Origin of the sequence: Corynebacterium pseudopelargi (assembly GCF_003814005.1) — a bacterium.
GTDB lineage: Bacteria > Actinomycetota > Actinomycetes > Mycobacteriales > Mycobacteriaceae > Corynebacterium > Corynebacterium pseudopelargi.
Genome location: NZ_CP033898.1, coordinates 58,765 through 75,653, shown reverse-complemented (window position 1 = coordinate 75,653; position 16,889 = coordinate 58,765). Strand labels below are relative to the sequence as shown.

Below are 16,889 nucleotides of genomic sequence, written 5' to 3'. Positions count from 1 at the left end.
CCTTCGTGCCAGCTCTGAGGTTGAAGCAGTGTTAGAGTTAGAGCATGTCGGTGCGCCACAATCCCTCCCCCATGAGTGCTTCTGCCCAGGCAGCCCGAGTGGTATCGCAGGGCAAGAAATTTGCCAGCGCCGAATTGCCAAAACTGCGTGAGAGCCAGTGGTTTTCCAAACTCCCCGAAGGCAGCACCGCCCGCGATCTCGCCATTACTCTCCTGGCTTTTCATAACGCCGAAGGCGGCACCCTGATCTACTCCGGCAGCAAGGAGCTTTATCACGAAGCCTGCCTGCTCATTCACCCAGACTTCCACGCCCATTTCCGCGATTACCCCGATTTCTGCCTGGTCTATGTAGACCCTTGGCACTTCTACCACGAGCTCGCCAGCGGCGAATGCTATGTGCGTGTGGGCACGCGCAATAAGAAGCTGAATATGAACCAGCGCCAGGAGATGTGCTGGGATCGTGAGATCGAAGGCTTTACCGCACGCGCTTTGCAAAACACCGCGCATTTTCGGGTGCTGCTGGATCAAAAGCTGCTGGGGGGATTTCAGCGGGCCTTGGGCACGTCTTCGCCCAAAAAGGCGCTGCGTGCACGCGATTTATTAAGCGTTGAGGGCAATGTGTGTATCGCCGCCTACCTGCTGCTGGCCAAGCGGCCCCAGACGATGTTCCCCTATGCCTATGTAGAGGTACGTGGTGAACACGAGGTGATTCGTTGCGAAGGATCCATCCCTGAGCAGATCAAAGCAGCGGCAAAAGCTGTCGAGCACCTCGGCACCTCCATTCCGCGTGAGGCCTGGCTGGAGGGGTTACGCAATGCAGTGATCCACCGTTCCTATGCCGTGGCAGGCGATCATGTGCGCGTGCGGGTATTTGCAAACCGCATTGAAATCACCAGCCCTGGGCGTTTTCCCAATAACACCAATCCGCACACTGTAAGCAGGCTGTTTCGTAATGCCCGCAACCCGCGGGTGGCCAGGGTGTGCGCGGATCTGGGTGTGAGTGAAGCACGCGGCGCGGGGATTCGAAGGATGTGCCAGGCCATGCGTGAGGCAGGTTTTGCAGATCCGCATTATCAGCAATTCACCGAGGCAGTCAGGCTCACGCTTTTTAGTGAAACTGCTCCTGCCAAAGCCCTGCCGGATCAGATGGGGGCTACTGCCACAAGGATTGTGCACGAGCTTAAGCTAGCCAAGCAGCCCCTTGGCACAGGCCAGCTCACCGCCCTTTTGGGCTTGGCGCGGCCAACGGTGCTTCGCCACCTGAATGCCTTGCGCAAACAAGGCCTGGTGCAGTGGCAGGGGCGCAGCAAGCGCGATCCGCAGGCCACCTGGAGCGTGGGCTAGGCCGTGCTCATCCGGCCAAGCTAGACGCGCTTGCCCACGGCAAAAAGCTGGTATTCCACCACATCGAGCGGCAGATCCGGGCGCCAGCGACGCCGCAGTTGCTCGGCTGCATCCAGGTAGGCCAGGTATTCCGCGGGCGTCCACGAGGCCGTTTTTCTCCACCCCAGCGCCTGGGCCACGCGCGAATCCAAGATGATCGGCGGGCGCACATCGCCCACCTCAGGTGGCGGGGCCATAAAGTGCATGAGCTTGCTAAAAAACGCAGGCCCTAGAAACTTCACGCGGTGTGTTCCATTAAGTGCCTCATAAGCGCCAAGAGCATCGCCGCGTTGGGCTAAACACAGCCCCGCCCATAAGCGTTCCTCCAAGTCAGGCTGGCGCAGTGGCCGGGCTAGACGGTAGGCGCTCAAGGCACTGGTTCCCGCGCCCCAGGCACAGACGGCCACATAAAAATTACGCATATCTTCAGGCCCACTGGCTGCGGCACCAAGGGCAAAAAGATCCTCGCGGCACACCGAACGCTTCGGCGTTTCACCAGCTAGAACAGGCAAGTGTTGTTCCGCCTTGGGCCAATGTTGCGCAAAATAGTGTTCTGGAAGCAAGCGCACCTCAGCCACACTCGGTGCCACTTCAGGTGCCCCGAGGCGCCTTAATACTGTTTGCAGATCAACGTCCATGAGCAATCCCGGCAGATTCTATACCTTCTGCCACCCAGGGCGAGAGTTTTTTCAGGGCGTGACGGATGCGTTGGAGGGGGCGTCGAAAAGCTGAAAGCTGCAAGGGCTTTGTCTGTGAGTGCTCTTACCCTAGGATGCCAGTATGACAGAGAACACATCCACTTCGATGATTTCCCTTCGGGGCGTGAATAAGCACTTTGGCGATTACCACGCGCTGCGCAATATCAACCTGGAAATTCCAGCCCGCCAGGTTGTTGTGCTGCTTGGCCCCTCGGGTTCCGGCAAATCCACCCTCTGCCGCACCATCAACCGCCTTGAAACCATTGATGAAGGCGAAATTCGCATCAACGGCGAGCTCCTGCCAGAAGAAGGCAAAGACCTGGCCAAACTTCGCGCCGAGGTGGGCATGGTGTTCCAGCAATTCAACCTGTTTAGCCACATGACCATCCTGGATAACGTCACGCTCGCCCCGATCAAAGTGCGTGGCAAATCCAAAGAAGCCGCACGCAAGCGCGCCATGGAACTGCTCGAGCGCGTGGGCATCGCGCAGCAGGCCGAAAAATACCCCGCGCAGCTTTCCGGCGGGCAGCAGCAGCGCGTGGCTATTGCGCGCGCCCTGGCCATGGATCCGAAGGTGATGCTTTTCGACGAACCAACCTCTGCCCTCGACCCCGAGATGATCAACGAGGTGCTTGAGGTGATGGATGATCTAGCCCGCGAGGGCATGACCATGGTGTGCGTGACGCACGAGATGGGCTTTGCCCGCAAGGCAGCCGACCGCATCCTGTTCATGGCCGATGGCGAAATCGTTGAAGACCGCTCGCCCGAAGATTTCTTTAATAACCCCGAATCGGATCGCGCCAAGGACTTCCTGGGCAAGATCCTTGGCCACTAGCAGCCAGGGGAAGGTGAACTTGTGAAACGACTAGCAAAAAGCAGCATCGCCGCAGCGCTGGCGCTAGCCTGCACCGCAGCACTTGGCGCCTGCTCTGATTCCGGGCCGCGCAACCTCCTGCAAGATATTGAAGCAGGCCATGTGGTGCTTGGTACCAAATTTGACCAGCCGGGCCTGGGTGCACGCACACCCGAGAAGGAATTTGTGGGTGTAGACCCGGATGTTTCTCGCTTTGTGGTCAGCTACATTGCCAACAAGCACGGCTGGGAGGAACCGGAGATTACCTGGCGCGAGACCCCTTCGGCGCAACGCGAGACGCTGATTAATAACGGCGAAGTAGACATGATTGCCGCTACCTACTCCATTAGCGCATCGCGGCTTCGTGCCGTGGATTTTGCAGGCCCCTACCTGCTCACACACCAGGCTATTTTGGTGCGTGCCGATGATCCGATCGGTGGCTTAAAAGACATGAATGCCGACACCAAGCTCTGCTCTGTCACCGGCTCTACGCCAGCGCAGAAGATTAAAAAGGCACTGCCTGAGGTGCAGCTTCAAGAATTCGATACCTACTCCGCCTGCGTGGAAGCCCTTGCCCGCGGCAAGGTGGATGCTTTGAGTACCGACGCCACCATCCTGGCCGGCTTTGCCCAGCAATACCCGGGCACCATGAAAGTGATTGAGCTGAAAAATGAGGATGGCTCGTATTGGACCAATGAGAACTATGGCATTGGTATCGCTCAAGGCCAGCCCGAAGCCATTGCGGAAATCAATGAGGCATTAAACGCCCTGCATGATTCTGGCGAGTACGAAAAGATCATTCACAACAACCTCGGCGATGCCATCGACCCAGGTACCAAGCCCAAGATCGGTGATTTGTCCTTCACCGAAGAAAAGAAGTAGGAAGGAGGACATTTCATGAGTGCAGAACTCTGGGCCGATATGGCTCCGAATCTTTTGCCGGCTTTTTGGATGACGATCAAACTCACCGTGGCCTCTGCCATTGGTTCGATGATCCTTGGCACCATCTTGACGGCCATGCGCGTCTCCCCCGTAGCGATCTTGCGCACCATTGCCACCATCTACATCGACATCACGCGCAATACCCCGCTGACGTTGATCGTGCTCTTTGCCTCCCTTGGCCTCTATGTGAACCTCAACGTCACCCTCGCACCTGAAGGTCCAAGCTTTACCTCGCAGAACAATTTCCGCCTCGCGGTCTTGGCATTTGTGATCTACACATCGAGCTTCGTGGCAGAGTCCTTGCGTTCCGGTATCAATACCGTGCCCTTTGGCCAGGCAGAAGCCGCACGATCCTTGGGGCTAAGCTTCATGCAAAACTTCCGCCACATCATCTTCCCTCAGGCGCTGCGCGGCGCGATCGTCCCCTTGGGCAATACCTTGATCGCGCTGACTAAGAACACCACCATCGCCTCGGTGATTGGTGTGGCTGAGGCCTCCTTGCTGATGAAGTCCTCGGTGGAAAGCCACGCTGACCAGGTATTTGTGATCTTCGGCGTGATTGCCCTTGGCTTTATCATTCTGACCCTGCCCACTGGCCTGATCTTCGGTGCCGCCGCTCAGCGATTGAAGGTGAAGCGCTAATGAGTACCCGCGCAACAGTTCTCTATGACACTCCAGGCCCTAAAGGCGAACGCTTTAATAAGATCCTCACCGCCCTCACCGTGGTGATCTTGCTGCTGGTGGGTTGGTGGGTGATCTCCACCATGAATGCCAATGGCCAATTCGCAGCAGAGCTGTGGAAGCCATTTAGCACCTCGGATATGTGGACCACCTACCTGCTGCCAGGCCTTCTGGGCACCATCAAAGCAGCAGTGGTCTCGATCCTCTTGGCGCTGCTGATCGGTGGTTTGCTCGGCATCGGGCGATTAAGCCACAACAAGGCCATCCGCATTCCCTGCGCTGTGATCGTGGAATTCTTCCGCGCCATCCCCGTGCTGATCTTGATGATCTTCGCCTACCAACTCTTTGCCATCTACGGCCTGGTGCCCACCCAGCACCTCGCCTTTGCCGCAGTGGTATTCGGCTTGACCATGTATAACGGCTCGGTGATCGCAGAAATCCTGCGCTCTGGCATCAATGCCTTGCCCAAGGGCCAAAGCGAGGCAGCGATGGCCCTTGGCCTTTCGCGTTCGCAGACGATGATCAAGATCCTCCTGCCGCAGGCCATCGCCTCCATGCTGCCGGCGTTGATTAGCCAGATGGTCATCGCCCTGAAAGACTCTGCACTGGGCTACCTCATCGGCTATGTCGAGGTCGTGCGCTCTGGCCTGCAGGCCGCCTCCTGGTACCGCAATTACCTGGCAGCGATGGTGGTAGTGGCGATCATCATGATCGTCATTAACTTCCTGCTCTCTCGCCTGGCCGAGCGCGTGGAAAACCAGCTCCGCGCAGGCCGCGCCCGCAAGAACATCGTGGCCAAGGTGCCTCACCAGCCCGACCAGGGTCTGGCCACCAAGGACGAGGTGAACGTGGACTGGCACGACCCCGCCCACAAGGATCTGCGATCTACCTACGAGTAATTCGCTTTTCGACGCACCAACGCCCCTCCCCACAAACGTGGTTGGAGGGGCGTTGCGCTTGGGGTTTAGCTCTCGGGCTTTTTCTTCTTGGAACTCAGCCACAAGTATATGTGCCAAAGGATGAACAATAGCGTGAAAAGACCTGCCAATTTGAGCCAGAGATCCTTTACGCCGTCATACTCTTGGGCATATCCCAGCCCGAGATAGTTGATAGCCAACCAGGCAAAACCGTAGAGGCCAGCAATGCCGAGGACGAAATCGAAGACTATTCTAAGGGGACGTTTCTTCATGACTTAATCTTCTTCACCGAACGTATCAACGAAGAGTGCCTCAACTTCGTCATAGGAAGTTGCATTGGTCATCTTTTCTAGGAATGCTGCAAGCTCTTGCACCTCGGCCTCAGAAACCTGTTGTTCGATCGGCGGCTGAACTGGTGCTTGGCTCGTGGGGCTTGCGACTGCTTGAAATGGCAGGGCAACCGCGAAGGTGAGGGTTACCAGACCTGTGGCGAGCCTGTTCTTCCTCATGGGTAATCTCCGTCAAATTTGGGGAGTATTTTGTACTCCACTTGATCGAAAGCGATCAGACTTGTCTCAGTACATATCAACCAATTGGTTTTGGCTGATACATGCAACCTATTCAGAACAAAAATTAACAGTCAATGAATATGTTGATTATTCCCCCATCTGGAGGGATTTGACCAGCGAGCTAGCTTTGTGAATGCAGTAGCTCCAGCATCAGGCGCGAGGCAATGAAATCCACCGACTCAGTCTTGGGATTCGTATAGGCGGTGTGCCCGCCATTCCCGGCGAGTAGCTCGCGTGCTGCATCGACAATCATGTCAATGCCACCGGAGGAAACCTGCATCGGATTCTTGGTGTTCATCACCAAGTTTTGTGGAAGTCCTGCCCGGAGCGCAGCTTCGCGCATCACAAGCTTGTCGGTTTGCAGGTCGCCACCGCGCACGGCTGATGCCGCCATGCTCATGGCCAGCTCGAAAGCTTGATGCGTTTGCCACACCTGGATATGTCGTTCGGAATCTGGACCACGATCGTCGAGCAGTCTCTCGTAAAAATCAGGAATCTGGCGGTGTCTTGTGAAATTTTTCTCCACCTTCGCGCGTACCGTCTGCTGCCAGGTGCCCGAAATATCAACGTCATCTGAAAAATTGAAGCCACCGAGGAAGAGCGCATCCGCGCCGGCACCTGTAAAAATCGCGCCGTCGTATCCTTCTGCGTCAGCAGCACGGACGCACGCCAGTAGCGTGACGCCGGCGAGCACTTCCCATGGATCGCAAGTATCCAGGCGCCTGGTAGCTTCCCGCAACAACTCCAAAGCTTCTTGGGGGTTAGGATCCACCAAGATGTGCTTGAGACCTAATTCTTCAGCGACAGCGCGAGCGGTTTCCAGTTCAATTCGAGAGCTCTCAGAATTGGAATGCACAAACGTAACTGCCAACACATCCGGAGCCTGCTTCGCCACAACTGAAGCGAGTAGCACCGAGTCGATGCCACCTGAAAGCATGATTATTGGTTTCGTGGGAAATTTCGACAATACAGCGGTCACTCTGCGCTGAAGGTACCGTCGGATCTGGTTCGCTGCAGCTTCAACCTCAAGCAGGGAAGGCTCATAGGACTCTGAAAGATCGACGCTATCAGCAACATAGTGCTGTGGTGCCGCAAGATCGTCTTCCATGGCTAGTCCTTCAGTTGCAGTGTGAGAAGTCATTGCGATTATCTTACTCGCGCGCCATTGCCACCTTCTCTTACTCGCGCGACTTTTTCATCTTCTGGGAAGTAAGGAAATGGATGATAAAAAGGAACGCAGTAAGAAACGCGACCGAGATACCCAATATTGTCACTCGCTCCCATCCCACAAGGGCATCAGCAACCATAGTTTGGAAAGTTGCCACCAGCACCCCGATAAGTGCAGTAAACAACGCCAGAATCTCAATTATTCGCAGTATCAATTCCTGATGCCCACGTTGTATTTCTGCTCGTGCTTGCTCAATTTGTCCTTCTAGCTCCGCAGAGTGCTCATTGAACTCTTGCTTTAGTCGAGCTTCTAGTCGCTGCGTACTCTCTTCCAAAAGTTTCACTTGCACTTTGTCTCGAACAATCGAGTCCCGTAGGCCTGAATACTGATCATGAAGATTGTGGTCGGTATTCGCCACACCAGCAATTGCCTTATCTGCAAACTCTAGTGCCTTATCAAACTCACGAACACGCCTATAGCCAACTGCAAGCCGCATCATGGTGTTGGGATCCGTACGCCACGAACCGCCACCTTGGCGGAGCAAGCCCTCACCAAGTTTCACCATAGAGTCACCAAAGTCCGCATGAGGCGAAAGGTACATCCCATGCAACAATATGCTTCGCCAACGTGGATGCACCGAAGACTTCATCCAGGGGGTTAACTCATCTTCATCAATGTTCTCACCCTTAAACAACCGCACGAAAAGGCGATGAGCCTCGACCATGGTTTCCCTTGAACTTGGTAGCTCGCCGTACTGATCTAACAGATTTTGCAGGGAGTCGATATCGAAATTAAAACGTGCCTTGCATAATGCACTGTAATAGGCAATAAATTGTTTTTTCTCCCCATCCACCCGCCGCAGGTTGGTGGCGCCTAACGCAGTGGCCTCATTATCATCTCTTCTAATAAGCCAGGCCAGATCGGACACGAGGTCGATCATCTCTTTTTCAGATAGTGCACCCTTCTCTAATAGATTTGTAAGCGGATCCAACCAGTTTTCTGGGCATGTTCTCACCAAAGCATCTGCGAGCTCTTTCCATGATCTGCGTGCTCTGCCTTCGGCAGCAAGATGTTCCAGCTCAAGAAGGTTTTCATCGGACATAATCTCTCCCCTATAGATCAACGATATTTCCCGTACGAAGATTAACACCTAGGTTCCGAGTCCGGATTTGCGTGCACCAGCAGCGGTGATTGCGTACGGAACGCCCAAGAGCAAGGGCAAAGCTACAAGGGGTATTGACAAACTGGCGTCGCAGCGCTAACTTGTTGTCATATCAACAACAACTGAAGGAGCACACCATGCAATTCGGAATTTTTAGCGTCGGCGACGTCACCAAAAACCCCGTCACGGGGCAAACCCCTAGCGAGCACGAGCGCATTAACGCCATGACGCAGATTGCGCTGAAGGCCGAAGAGGTCGGATTAGACGTTTTTGCCACCGGCGAACACCACAACGAACCCTTCGTGCCCTCTTCACCCACCACGCACCTGGGTTATATCGCCGCGAAGACCGAGAAGCTGCAGCTTTCCACCTCCACCACGCTGATCACCACCAATGATCCGGTGAAGATCGCCGAGGATTACTCCTTCCTACAACACCTGGCCGATGGCCGCGTGGACCTCATGATGGGCCGCGGCAACTTCGGGCCGGTCTACCCCTGGTTTGGCAAGGACATCACCCAGGGCATCCCACTGGCACTGGAAAACTACGACCTGCTGCGTCGCCTGTGGCGCGAGAAGGACGTGAACTGGCAGGGCAAGTTCCGCACCCCGCTGCAAGGCTTCACCGCTACCCCGCGCCCGCTGGACAACGTCGCCCCCTTCGTCTGGCACGGCTCCATCCGCTCGGTGGAAATCGCCGATCAGGCCGCCTTCTACGGCGACGGCTTCTTCCACAACAACATCTTCTGGAACAAAGAACACACCGCCAAGATGGTGCAGATCTACCGCAAGCGCTTCGAGCAATACGGCCATGGCCAAGCTGATCAGGCCATCGTGGGCCTGGGCGGGCAGACCTTCATCGCCGATACCGAGGCAGAGGCCAAGAAGCAGTTCCGCCCCTTCTTCGATAACGCACCCGTCTACGGTGGCGGCCCCTCCTTAGAGCAGTTCACCGAGATGACTCCGCTGACGGTGGGCACCGTGGAGCAGGTAATCGAGCGCACCATGCAGTTCGCGGATTGGGTTGGCGATTACCAGCGCCAGCTCTTCCTGGTGGACCACGCCGGCCTGCCGCTTGAGGTGGTGCTCAACCAGATCGAGATTCTGGGTACCCAGGTCGTGCCGGAGCTTCGACGCCGCATGGAGGAGCGCCGCCCCGATCACGTGCCTTCCGATCCGCCCACCCACGCAAGCCTGGTGGCCGCACGCGAGGCTGGTGAATCCAACCCCCACTTCCAGATTCACCCGGCACAGCACTCAGCATGAACGCCATCACCATCGTGAGCGCAGGGCTCTCGCGGCCCTCCTCAACCCTGCGCCTGGCCGAAGCCATCGCCGCCCAATTTCCCGGCGAGAAGATCAGCACCGTGGAGATCCGCGAGCTGCTGCCGGATTTGGCCCAGGCGATGGCAGGTGGGGGCCTGAGCGCCCCGCTGGAGCAGGCAATTTCCAAGCTTGTCGACGCCCACGCCCTCATCATCGCCACACCCGTGATGAAGGCCAGCTACTCCGGCATGCTGAAGCTATTCTTTGACGTGCTGGACCCAAGCTTGCTGCAGGGCAAGCCCGTGGTGCTCGCCGCCACCGGCGGTTCAGGCAGGCACGCGCTCATGCTGGATCATGCAATGCGCCCACTGCTGAACTTCATGCGCGCCACCGTGGTGCCCACCGGAGTGTTCGCCACAGCCGAGGACTTGGCAAGCCTTGGCACCGGCGGGGAGCTGGATACACGAATAGGGCGTGCCGCTGAAGAACTGGGCGCACTAATGCCGATCTGCAGTGCGCGAGCTAGTGCTGAGGTGGTTTCTGCTGGCGCTTAAGCGCTGCGATTGCCTCAGTGATTGATGAGCCCGGGTGAGCTTCGCGATAGCGCTTGACCTCATCCGGGCTCGGATTGTCTCGATAGCGAAGCTGCTCGAGTTCCTTGATTTCCTTAGAGCTAGGCACAGAGCTAAAAAGGTTCCATGCAGCCGGAATAAGTAACACCCCGGCTGCTGCAAGGTGGTGGCTCTGCATCCACAACCACCCAGCGGCGAGCATGCCAAGCACGAAAGCGACGGTGGCGATGATACGGCGTTTGCTCATGCTCTTTCCTTCTCGCGGTGGCTTGTACAGGTTGCGCTGTTATGCACGCACATGGAGCTGCTGGAGTGTAGGACTCTACGCTCCTCGCATCGCATCCTCTACGCTCTCCACCGAGGAATCAGCTTCTGCCCTGCTTTGGAACGCAGAGCTGGCGATCCTTCCTTTGGGGCTTGGTATGAACGCGAAGTCCGGCAAGGCCATCTTCGCCGCGATCCTCGCCGGACTCTCCCCGATCCTCTCAAACCAAACTAATCCGCAGGCTTTTCTGTCAGTGGCACGTAGACCTTGGAGCCTTCGGCCACAAATTCTTGGGACTTCTCCTTCATGCCCGCCTCGATAGCCTCCACCGTTTCTAGCCCATGGGCCGCGGCATAATCGCGAACATCCTGGCTGATGCGCATGGAGCAGAACTTCGGTCCGCACATGGAACAGAAGTGCGCGGTTTTTGCGGGTTCTGCCGGCAAGGTTTCATCGTGGTATTCCAGCGCGGTGTCCGGATCAAGTGCCAGAGCGAATTGATCGTGCCAACGGAACTCAAAGCGTGCGCGCGAAAGCTCATCATCGCGATCTTGGGCACCGGGCAGCCCCTTGGCCAGATCTGCCGCGTGAGCTGCGATCTTGTAGGTGATCACACCGACTTTCACATCGTCGCGGTTGGGCAGACCCAGGTGTTCTTTGGGGGTGACGTAGCACAGCATCGCGGTACCGGCTTGGGCAATCATGGCCGCACCGATGGCGGAGGTGATGTGGTCATAACCTGGAGCAATGTCGGTGGTCAGTGGCCCGAGTGTGTAGAAGGGGGCTTCGGCACAGTATTTTTCTTCTTCTTCAACGTTCACCGCCACCTTGTGCATGGGCACATGGCCTGGGCCTTCGATCATCACCTGTACGCCGTGGTCTTGGGCGATCTTGGTTAGCTCGCCAAGGGTGCGCAGCTCGGCGAATTGCGCCTCATCGTTGGCATCGGCGATGGAACCGGGGCGCAGGCCGTCGCCAAGCGAAAAGGTGATGTCGTATTTGGCAAGGATCTGACAAAGCTCAGCGAAGCGCTCGTAAAGGAAGGATTCGCGGTGTTCTTTGAGGCACCACGCGGCCATGATGGAGCCGCCGCGAGAGACGATGCCGGTGATGCGCTCGGCGGCCAGGGGCACGTAGCGCAGAAGCACGCCGGCGTGCACCGTCATGTAGTCCACGCCCTGTTCTGCCTGCTCAATGACGGTATCGCGGAAGATTTCCCAGGTGAGTTGGTTCGGGTCGCCCTTGACCTTTTCCAGCGCCTGATAAATCGGCACCGTGCCGATGGGCACAGGTGAATTGCGCAAAACCCATTCGCGGGTTTCGTGGATATCCTTGCCGGTAGAAAGGTCCATCACGGTATCGGCACCCCAACGGGTAGCCCACACCATCTTCTCTACTTCCTCGGCAATAGAAGAGCTCACGGCAGAATTACCAATATTGGCATTCACCTTTACCGCGAAGGCCTTGCCAATGATCATCGGCTCGATCTCCGGGTGGTTATGGTTCGCACAAATCACCGCCCGACCTGCGGCAACCTCATCGCGAACGAACTCAGGGGCAAAACCTTCGCGCGCGGCAATAAAGGCCATCTCCGGGGTGATGTGGCCTGCACGAGCCCACGCCAATTGTGTACGCACCAGGGTTTCTGGCTGCGCCTCGCTCGCAGGCGAAGCCGGCGGGTAATTCCATTGCGCTCGAGTTTTTGGCAGGCCTCGCTCAAGATCAATTTCGGGCGATTCCTCGGTGTAGATACCCGAGGTGTCATACACATCGAAATGATCGCCGGTGGTCAGCTCGATTCGGCGGCTCGGAATACGAAGCGTTTGGCCATCAAAGGTGACTTCTTCATAGTGCTTGTGGCTGCGATAGATCGGCCCCGTAGTCACCGTATCTGGAGCGGTGTCCTTGGTGGAGGCGTTCTTTTTTGCTGATGGTGGGGTCACTGCACCCATGAGAGGTTATCCTTTCCCTTCGCCGGCATTACCCGGACAGGTTCATCCGGTCGACGCCTCATAAGCTCTAGCGTCCTCTCAGCTCCTCGCATGATCGGAGCTCCCGGTTACTTTCCTCCACGAGTGTAGGCACGTCGCCTCCCGCTCGTGCACGCAACGGGGGTATTTGGTGGGGGTATCTGGGGGCTGGCGCGGCGAATACCAAGGCGCGCTATGCTGGCAATCGCACACCTACGGGAGCCCGCCAAGGGCTGAGAGGGCAATGCCATTGCCGACCGTTCGAACCTGATGCGGCACCCCCGCCGGAGGAAAGGTATCTGATGTACACCGTTATTGGTGCTGGCCTCATCGGCCTAGCTACCGCTGCGCTCTTGCAGCAACGCGGCCATGAAGTCCGCGTGATTGACCCCGATCCTGCCTCGCAGGCCTCGCATTTTGCCGCGGGCATGCTAGCGCCCACGGCAGAAATGCAATTTGAGCAAGATCCCCTCTATCCGCTCATGTTCGCCTCGGCGGATGAGTACCCAGAATTCCTCGCCCTGATCGGCGCTGAGGATGCCCTGATTGCTTCTGGCACCTTGGTGGTTGCTGGCGATCGCGCCGATCTAGGGCACCTCCACGATGTATTCGATTTGCAGCAGCGCTATGGGGCCGAAGCCGAAAAGCTCACCCCGAGCCAGGCTCGCAAACTTGAACCAGCACTATCGCCTGGCATTGCCGGTGCAGTAGCAATTCCTGCGGACCATCAAATCAACCCTCGCGTGCTCATGGCCCGGCTCTTGCAGCAGGTGCAGGTGGAGCGAAGAAAAGCACAACCTGGTGACCTTGGGCCTCAGACCATCGTGTGCGCAGGTCTTGGTGCTGCTGAGCTATTCGATCTGCCGCTTCGCCCTGTGTATGGCGATATTTTGCGCCTGAATATGCCACGCACCAAAGGCGCGGAGCCGCTGTTACATAGGGTGGTGCGTGGCTTTGTGCTGGACCGGCCCGTGTACCTCGTACCGCGCGGCGATGAGTTGGTCCTAGGTGCCACCAGCCGCGAGGATAGAGAGCCGCTGCCGCTTGCAGGCGGCGTATTAGATCTACTACGCGATGCTGCGCGGGTATTGCCGGATATTCAACTGTTGAGCATCAAGGAGGTTGCGGCGGGAGCACGCCCCGGCACACCCGATGATGTGCCCTTATTTGGGCGTGATCCAAAGACCTCCTCGGTGATTTCTACGGGCTATTTCCGCCACGGCATCTTATTGGCGGCATTGGCTGCGCGCCTTGGTGCCGATCAGCTCACCGGCGTAGAACCGAGTGAACAAGACCAAGCATTTATCCAAGCGATGAACCCGGAGCGATTCCTATGAAGATTCAACTCAACGGCAACAGCCACGATGTAGATGCAAACGCCACGCTAGAGCAGGTGGTTGCGCTCATTACTGCCGATACCGCGGGAACAGCGGCGGCGGTAAATGAGGAAGTAGTGCCCAAAGCAAATTGGGCTCAATATAGTTTGCATGAAGGCGATGCGGTAGAAATCCTCACCGCCGTCCAAGGAGGCTAACGCCATGACCTGGGAGCTTGCAGGACGCACGCTCACTTCCCGCCTGCTACTTGGCACCGGCGGCATGAGCAGCGTGGATTCCATGGAAAAGGCACTCATTGCCTCTGGTGCAGAAGTGGCCACGGTAGCCATGCGCCGGCACACCCCCGCCAAGGGCGATCTCTACGGCATGCTGCGCAATGCAGGGGTGCATATTTTGCCCAATACCGCCGGCTGCCATACCGCACGCGAGGCCGTGCTCACCGCCCGTTTAGCTGCCGAGGCTTTGGGCTGCGATTGGGTCAAACTTGAGGTAATCGCCGATGACGATACCCTCTTACCCGATACCAATGAGCTGCTCATTGCCTGCGAAACGCTCGCAGCAGAAGGCATGCACGTATTGGCCTATACCTCCGATGATCCGGTGGCAGCGCGCCGGCTAGTAAGCGCCGGTGCCAGTGCCGTGATGCCTGCGGGTGCTCCCATCGGCACCGGGATGGGCATTTTAAATCCGCACAATATCCAGTTGATCACACAGCTTGAGGTGCCGGTACTCGTTGATGCCGGCATTGGCACCGCCTCAGAAGCCTGCCGCGCAATTGAATTGGGTTGCGATGGCGTCTTACTCGCCAGTGCCGTCACGCGAGCCCAAAACCCCACGGCCATGGCCCACGCCATGCGCCTTGCTATCCAAGCAGGCGAATACGCCGCAGGAGCAGGAAGAATTCCCGTGCGCGATCACGCCCAAGCAAGTTCTCCCATGAAAGGAAGGGCCTGGCGCGATGCCGTCCTCTAATCAAGCAAACCCCGCACACAACCCAAACGCCACTAAGAACGCCAGCGACCTTGAGGCCAAGCGCCTAGAACGCACCAGCGTCTTGCCTGGTTGGGATGCCGAAAAGGTAGCGCAGACCCACGTTGCCATCGTTGGCAGCGGCGGGCTTGGTTCTCCCCTGCTGCTTGGCCTGGTGGCCTCCGGCATTGGGCGCATCACCTTGTATGAGCACGACACCATTGAATTGCACAATCTGAATCGGCAGATCCTCTACTCCAGGCCAGATGTGGGCCAGCCCAAGGCCGAAACGGCAAAGAAGAAACTGCAGGCCTTAGGCGATACCACCATTGATCTCGCGGGCACCTTCGAGCCAAATACCCACATTGATGCCGATATCATGATCGATGCCAGCGATAATTTCCGCACTCGCTACCTTATCGCCGATGCTTCCCTGGATATGCCCTGCGTGTGGGGCAGCGTGCTGCAATACGGCGGCCAAGTTGGGGTGTTCCCACCTGGGCATTCCTTGCGCGATCTTTACCCCGAGCCGCCCAGCAATCCTCCTTCCAATGCCATTGGGGTGCTAGGTCCCGTGGCGCATGTGATCGGCTCCATGATGGCGGTGGAAACGCTCAAATTGGCCCTTGACCTTGGCCAGCCCGCCCAGCTCAGCGTGTACGATGCGTTGAGCGCAACCACCAAGCAGTATCGTCTGCGTTAGGCTGCCCGGCGCGAAAAGCGGCCTTGGCCTGCGAAGTCACGGCTGCGGGATCGTCCGCCTGCATGATTTCTCGCACCATCGCCACCCCGGCAATACCTGTGCCAGCTAGCTTTTCGACGTCCCCCACGCGCACATCACCAATGGCCACAATGGGTAGCTGCGTGACAGCCACCAGCGGCGGGTAGCCTGCAACACCAAGCGGCGGGCGCCCGGAGTCTTTGGTGGGAGTAGGCCGAAATGGGCCAGCGCCTAGATAATCCAGCACACCTGGGTGTTGCTCGTGGTAGCGCTGCGCTTGCTCTACCAATGCAAGCGTGCCGGTGGTCAGCCCGATGATGGCATCGGCACCTAATAATGCGCGCGCATGATGGGCGGGAAGATCGTCCTGTCCGAGGTGCACCCCATGCACGTGGCCTCCCGCTTGCATGGCGGCGAAGGCGACGTCGACGCGGTCGTCGACAAGCACCCTGGTGGCAGGATTGGCCTGCTCTACTGCCTTGGCAACCGCTAAGGTCACGTCGAGCAGCTCGCGGGTGCTTACGTCTTTCAATCGCACCTGCACCAACGCTGCGCCACCTGCAGCCGCCTTGGCTGCTTGCTCGGCGGGATGGTTGCCCATGGTGATTGCGTAGATCATGGCTCTACTATGGCACGGCAATACGCTTGCGTGCGCCCGGTACTACACCTCCACCTGGCGGAAGGTGATATTGATTCGCCCGGACTGCAACCCGCAATCGCTTGGTGCTGTGTCTGGGAAAAGCTTGGGCACACCATGAAACATCGCCCTCGATGGGCCGCCGAAGATCACCACATCACCGCTCATCAGCCGCAGATCTTCATAGGGCTTGGTGCGGGTTTCATTGTTGCCTGCGCGAAAAATCGCCTCGTCGCCGATGGAAAGCGACACCACCGGGGCATTGGAGTGCTCGAAGGCATCCTGGTGCATTCCCATGGAGGCACCCTCTGGGTAGAAGTTAACCAAGGCCGCTTCGATTCGATAGTGCCCAACCCATGCAGCTAGCGCCTCATCGAGCGCAGCCGCCTTCGCCAGCAGCCCCTGGGCAAGTGTGACCCAATGCTTGGGCACCGGCGGCACTGATTGGCCTTCGATCTCACTTGTATATCGGCCATATTCATAGCCCCAATGCCTGCCAAGCTGATACATGTATACCTTCATCTGCCCGGTGCGGGTGTGTGGACGCTGCATGGCAAAAGGTGTGCGCTGCAAACTTCTTGCATACTCGCGAGCCTCATGCACCAATTGGGCCTGCACCGAAATACCAAGGGCTTCGGGTAAAAACACCAGGCCTTCTTTGATCTGGGCAGGTTGGCGCGCAGGTAGTGGGGTATGAAACAGCGTAGGCACGCCCTTGATCATAGGGTTAGAATTGCCTCGACCAGATTCCGATGGGAGCACTCATGCGCACACTCACGCA

General features: G+C 57.6%; 20 protein-coding genes and 2 riboswitches. Of the genes, 11 read left to right on the top strand and 9 right to left on the bottom strand.

The features are described 5' to 3' along the window. Positions 1-44 precede the first annotated feature (44 nt). A complete protein-coding gene (locus tag CPPEL_RS00400; protein WP_123959086.1) occupies positions 45-1,343 on the top strand; it encodes an ATP-binding protein in 1,299 nt (432 codons plus the stop codon). Between the two features lie 20 nt (positions 1,344-1,363). On the opposite strand, the gene CPPEL_RS00395 is transcribed toward CPPEL_RS00400, so the two are convergent. After that, positions 1,364-2,020, bottom strand: coding sequence for an 8-oxoguanine DNA glycosylase OGG fold protein (locus CPPEL_RS00395; protein WP_342767971.1), 657 nt, complete (start codon positions 2,018-2,020; stop codon positions 1,364-1,366). A 166-nt stretch (positions 2,021-2,186) separates the two neighbouring features. Between CPPEL_RS00395 and CPPEL_RS00390 the strand changes: the two genes are divergently transcribed. From CPPEL_RS00390 to CPPEL_RS00375, 4 genes are read left to right on the top strand one after another with little or no spacing between them, the layout of a single operon-like run. After that, complete coding sequence (locus CPPEL_RS00390) at positions 2,187-2,915, top strand: amino acid ABC transporter ATP-binding protein (protein ID WP_164470427.1); 729 nt, start codon at positions 2,187-2,189, stop codon at positions 2,913-2,915. 21 nt (positions 2,916-2,936) lie between these two features. After that, entirely contained in the window at positions 2,937-3,815 is an 879-nt protein-coding gene (locus CPPEL_RS00385) for a glutamate ABC transporter substrate-binding protein (protein WP_123959079.1), read from the top strand. 15 nt (positions 3,816-3,830) lie between these two features. Further along, the gene (locus tag CPPEL_RS00380; RefSeq protein ID WP_123959077.1) at positions 3,831-4,517 is read left to right on the top strand and encodes an amino acid ABC transporter permease; all 687 of its coding nucleotides are present in this window, start codon (positions 3,831-3,833) and stop codon (positions 4,515-4,517) included. Beyond that, a complete protein-coding gene (locus tag CPPEL_RS00375; protein ID WP_123959075.1) occupies positions 4,517-5,455 on the top strand; it encodes an amino acid ABC transporter permease in 939 nt (312 codons plus the stop codon). Before CPPEL_RS00380 ends, CPPEL_RS00375 begins: the two co-directional genes overlap by 1 nt. Positions 5,456-5,520: 65 nt before the next feature. Here the strand turns inward: CPPEL_RS00375 and CPPEL_RS00370 are convergent, their stop codons facing one another. From CPPEL_RS00370 to CPPEL_RS00355, 4 genes are all read right to left on the bottom strand, one after another. Continuing rightward, a complete protein-coding gene (locus tag CPPEL_RS00370) occupies positions 5,521-5,745 on the bottom strand; it encodes a hypothetical protein (protein WP_123959073.1) in 225 nt (74 codons plus the stop codon). A gap of 3 nt (positions 5,746-5,748) precedes the next feature. Then, positions 5,749-5,982, bottom strand: a complete 234-nt coding sequence (locus CPPEL_RS00365) for a hypothetical protein (protein WP_123959071.1) — start codon at positions 5,980-5,982, stop codon at positions 5,749-5,751. A 181-nt stretch (positions 5,983-6,163) separates the two neighbouring features. Next, complete coding sequence (locus CPPEL_RS00360) at positions 6,164-7,150, bottom strand: asparagine synthase C-terminal domain-containing protein (protein WP_164470331.1); 987 nt, start codon at positions 7,148-7,150, stop codon at positions 6,164-6,166. Positions 7,151-7,220: 70 nt separating this feature from the next. Next, on the bottom strand, positions 7,221-8,312 hold the full coding sequence (locus CPPEL_RS00355; RefSeq protein WP_123959067.1) for a hypothetical protein: 1,092 nt from the start codon (positions 8,310-8,312) through the stop codon (positions 7,221-7,223). A gap of 197 nt (positions 8,313-8,509) precedes the next feature. On the opposite strand from CPPEL_RS00355, the gene CPPEL_RS00350 reads away from it, so the two are divergent. Then, positions 8,510-9,637, top strand: a complete 1,128-nt coding sequence (locus CPPEL_RS00350) for a CE1758 family FMN-dependent luciferase-like monooxygenase (RefSeq protein ID WP_123959065.1) — start codon at positions 8,510-8,512, stop codon at positions 9,635-9,637. Further along, positions 9,634-10,191, top strand: coding sequence for a CE1759 family FMN reductase (locus CPPEL_RS00345; protein ID WP_123959063.1), 558 nt, complete (start codon positions 9,634-9,636; stop codon positions 10,189-10,191). The genes CPPEL_RS00350 and CPPEL_RS00345 overlap by 4 nt, the downstream gene beginning before the upstream one ends. On the opposite strand, the gene CPPEL_RS00340 is transcribed toward CPPEL_RS00345, so the two are convergent. After that, on the bottom strand, positions 10,160-10,456 hold the full coding sequence (locus CPPEL_RS00340) for a hypothetical protein (RefSeq protein ID WP_123959061.1): 297 nt from the start codon (positions 10,454-10,456) through the stop codon (positions 10,160-10,162). The two genes, CPPEL_RS00345 and CPPEL_RS00340, sit on opposite strands and share 32 nt — an antisense overlap. A gap of 248 nt (positions 10,457-10,704) precedes the next feature. Then, positions 10,705-12,426, bottom strand: a complete 1,722-nt coding sequence (gene thiC, locus CPPEL_RS00335; RefSeq protein WP_123959059.1) for a phosphomethylpyrimidine synthase ThiC — start codon at positions 12,424-12,426, stop codon at positions 10,705-10,707. Continuing rightward, a riboswitch (TPP riboswitch) is annotated at positions 12,424-12,543 on the bottom strand. Its footprint overlaps the gene before it by 3 nt. Positions 12,544-12,649: 106 nt before the next feature. Further along, positions 12,650-12,754, top strand: a riboswitch (TPP riboswitch). On the opposite strand from thiC, the gene thiO reads away from it, so the two are divergent. From thiO to CPPEL_RS00315, 4 genes are all read left to right on the top strand, one after another. After that, the gene (gene thiO, locus CPPEL_RS00330) at positions 12,747-13,781 is read left to right on the top strand and encodes a glycine oxidase ThiO (RefSeq protein ID WP_123959057.1); all 1,035 of its coding nucleotides are present in this window, start codon (positions 12,747-12,749) and stop codon (positions 13,779-13,781) included. (Overlaps the previous riboswitch by 8 nt.) Continuing rightward, a complete protein-coding gene (gene thiS, locus CPPEL_RS00325) occupies positions 13,778-13,978 on the top strand; it encodes a sulfur carrier protein ThiS (protein ID WP_123959055.1) in 201 nt (66 codons plus the stop codon). The genes thiO and thiS overlap by 4 nt, the downstream gene beginning before the upstream one ends. 4 nt (positions 13,979-13,982) lie before the next feature. After that, positions 13,983-14,753, top strand: coding sequence for a thiazole synthase (locus CPPEL_RS00320; protein ID WP_123959053.1), 771 nt, complete (start codon positions 13,983-13,985; stop codon positions 14,751-14,753). After that, positions 14,740-15,453 (top strand): HesA/MoeB/ThiF family protein, encoded by a 714-nt coding sequence (locus CPPEL_RS00315; RefSeq protein WP_123959051.1) that lies wholly within the window; start codon positions 14,740-14,742, stop codon positions 15,451-15,453. The genes CPPEL_RS00320 and CPPEL_RS00315 overlap by 14 nt, the downstream gene beginning before the upstream one ends. On the opposite strand, the gene CPPEL_RS00310 is transcribed toward CPPEL_RS00315, so the two are convergent. Continuing rightward, on the bottom strand, positions 15,401-16,090 hold the full coding sequence (locus CPPEL_RS00310; RefSeq protein ID WP_123959049.1) for a thiamine phosphate synthase: 690 nt from the start codon (positions 16,088-16,090) through the stop codon (positions 15,401-15,403). The two genes, CPPEL_RS00315 and CPPEL_RS00310, sit on opposite strands and share 53 nt — an antisense overlap. Before the next feature lie 42 nt (positions 16,091-16,132). After that, positions 16,133-16,831, bottom strand: coding sequence for an alpha-ketoglutarate-dependent dioxygenase AlkB (locus CPPEL_RS00305; protein WP_123959047.1), 699 nt, complete (start codon positions 16,829-16,831; stop codon positions 16,133-16,135). Positions 16,832-16,889 lie beyond the last annotated feature (58 nt).

Coding starts and splice junctions, on each gene's coding strand:
- CPPEL_RS00370 (WP_123959073.1), bottom strand. CDS start 5,745: ATGAAGAAACGTCCCCTTAGAATAGTCTTCGATTTCGTCCTCGGCATT.
- CPPEL_RS00395 (WP_342767971.1), bottom strand. CDS start 2,020: ATGGACGTTGATCTGCAAACAGTATTAAGGCGCCTCGGGGCACCTGAA.
- CPPEL_RS00320 (WP_123959053.1), top strand. CDS start 13,983: ATGACCTGGGAGCTTGCAGGACGCACGCTCACTTCCCGCCTGCTACTT.
- CPPEL_RS00400 (WP_123959086.1), top strand. CDS start 45: ATGTCGGTGCGCCACAATCCCTCCCCCATGAGTGCTTCTGCCCAGGCA.
- CPPEL_RS00380 (WP_123959077.1), top strand. CDS start 3,831: ATGAGTGCAGAACTCTGGGCCGATATGGCTCCGAATCTTTTGCCGGCT.
- CPPEL_RS00390 (WP_164470427.1), top strand. CDS start 2,187: ATGATTTCCCTTCGGGGCGTGAATAAGCACTTTGGCGATTACCACGCG.
- CPPEL_RS00355 (WP_123959067.1), bottom strand. CDS start 8,312: ATGTCCGATGAAAACCTTCTTGAGCTGGAACATCTTGCTGCCGAAGGC.
- thiO (WP_123959057.1), top strand. CDS start 12,747: ATGTACACCGTTATTGGTGCTGGCCTCATCGGCCTAGCTACCGCTGCG.
- CPPEL_RS00345 (WP_123959063.1), top strand. CDS start 9,634: ATGAACGCCATCACCATCGTGAGCGCAGGGCTCTCGCGGCCCTCCTCA.
- CPPEL_RS00360 (WP_164470331.1), bottom strand. CDS start 7,150: ATGGAAGACGATCTTGCGGCACCACAGCACTATGTTGCTGATAGCGTC.
- CPPEL_RS00375 (WP_123959075.1), top strand. CDS start 4,517: ATGAGTACCCGCGCAACAGTTCTCTATGACACTCCAGGCCCTAAAGGC.
- CPPEL_RS00350 (WP_123959065.1), top strand. CDS start 8,510: ATGCAATTCGGAATTTTTAGCGTCGGCGACGTCACCAAAAACCCCGTC.
- thiS (WP_123959055.1), top strand. CDS start 13,778: ATGAAGATTCAACTCAACGGCAACAGCCACGATGTAGATGCAAACGCC.
- thiC (WP_123959059.1), bottom strand. CDS start 12,426: ATGGGTGCAGTGACCCCACCATCAGCAAAAAAGAACGCCTCCACCAAG.
- CPPEL_RS00305 (WP_123959047.1), bottom strand. CDS start 16,831: ATGATCAAGGGCGTGCCTACGCTGTTTCATACCCCACTACCTGCGCGC.
- CPPEL_RS00365 (WP_123959071.1), bottom strand. CDS start 5,982: ATGAGGAAGAACAGGCTCGCCACAGGTCTGGTAACCCTCACCTTCGCG.
- CPPEL_RS00315 (WP_123959051.1), top strand. CDS start 14,740: ATGCCGTCCTCTAATCAAGCAAACCCCGCACACAACCCAAACGCCACT.
- CPPEL_RS00310 (WP_123959049.1), bottom strand. CDS start 16,090: ATGATCTACGCAATCACCATGGGCAACCATCCCGCCGAGCAAGCAGCC.
- CPPEL_RS00340 (WP_123959061.1), bottom strand. CDS start 10,456: ATGAGCAAACGCCGTATCATCGCCACCGTCGCTTTCGTGCTTGGCATG.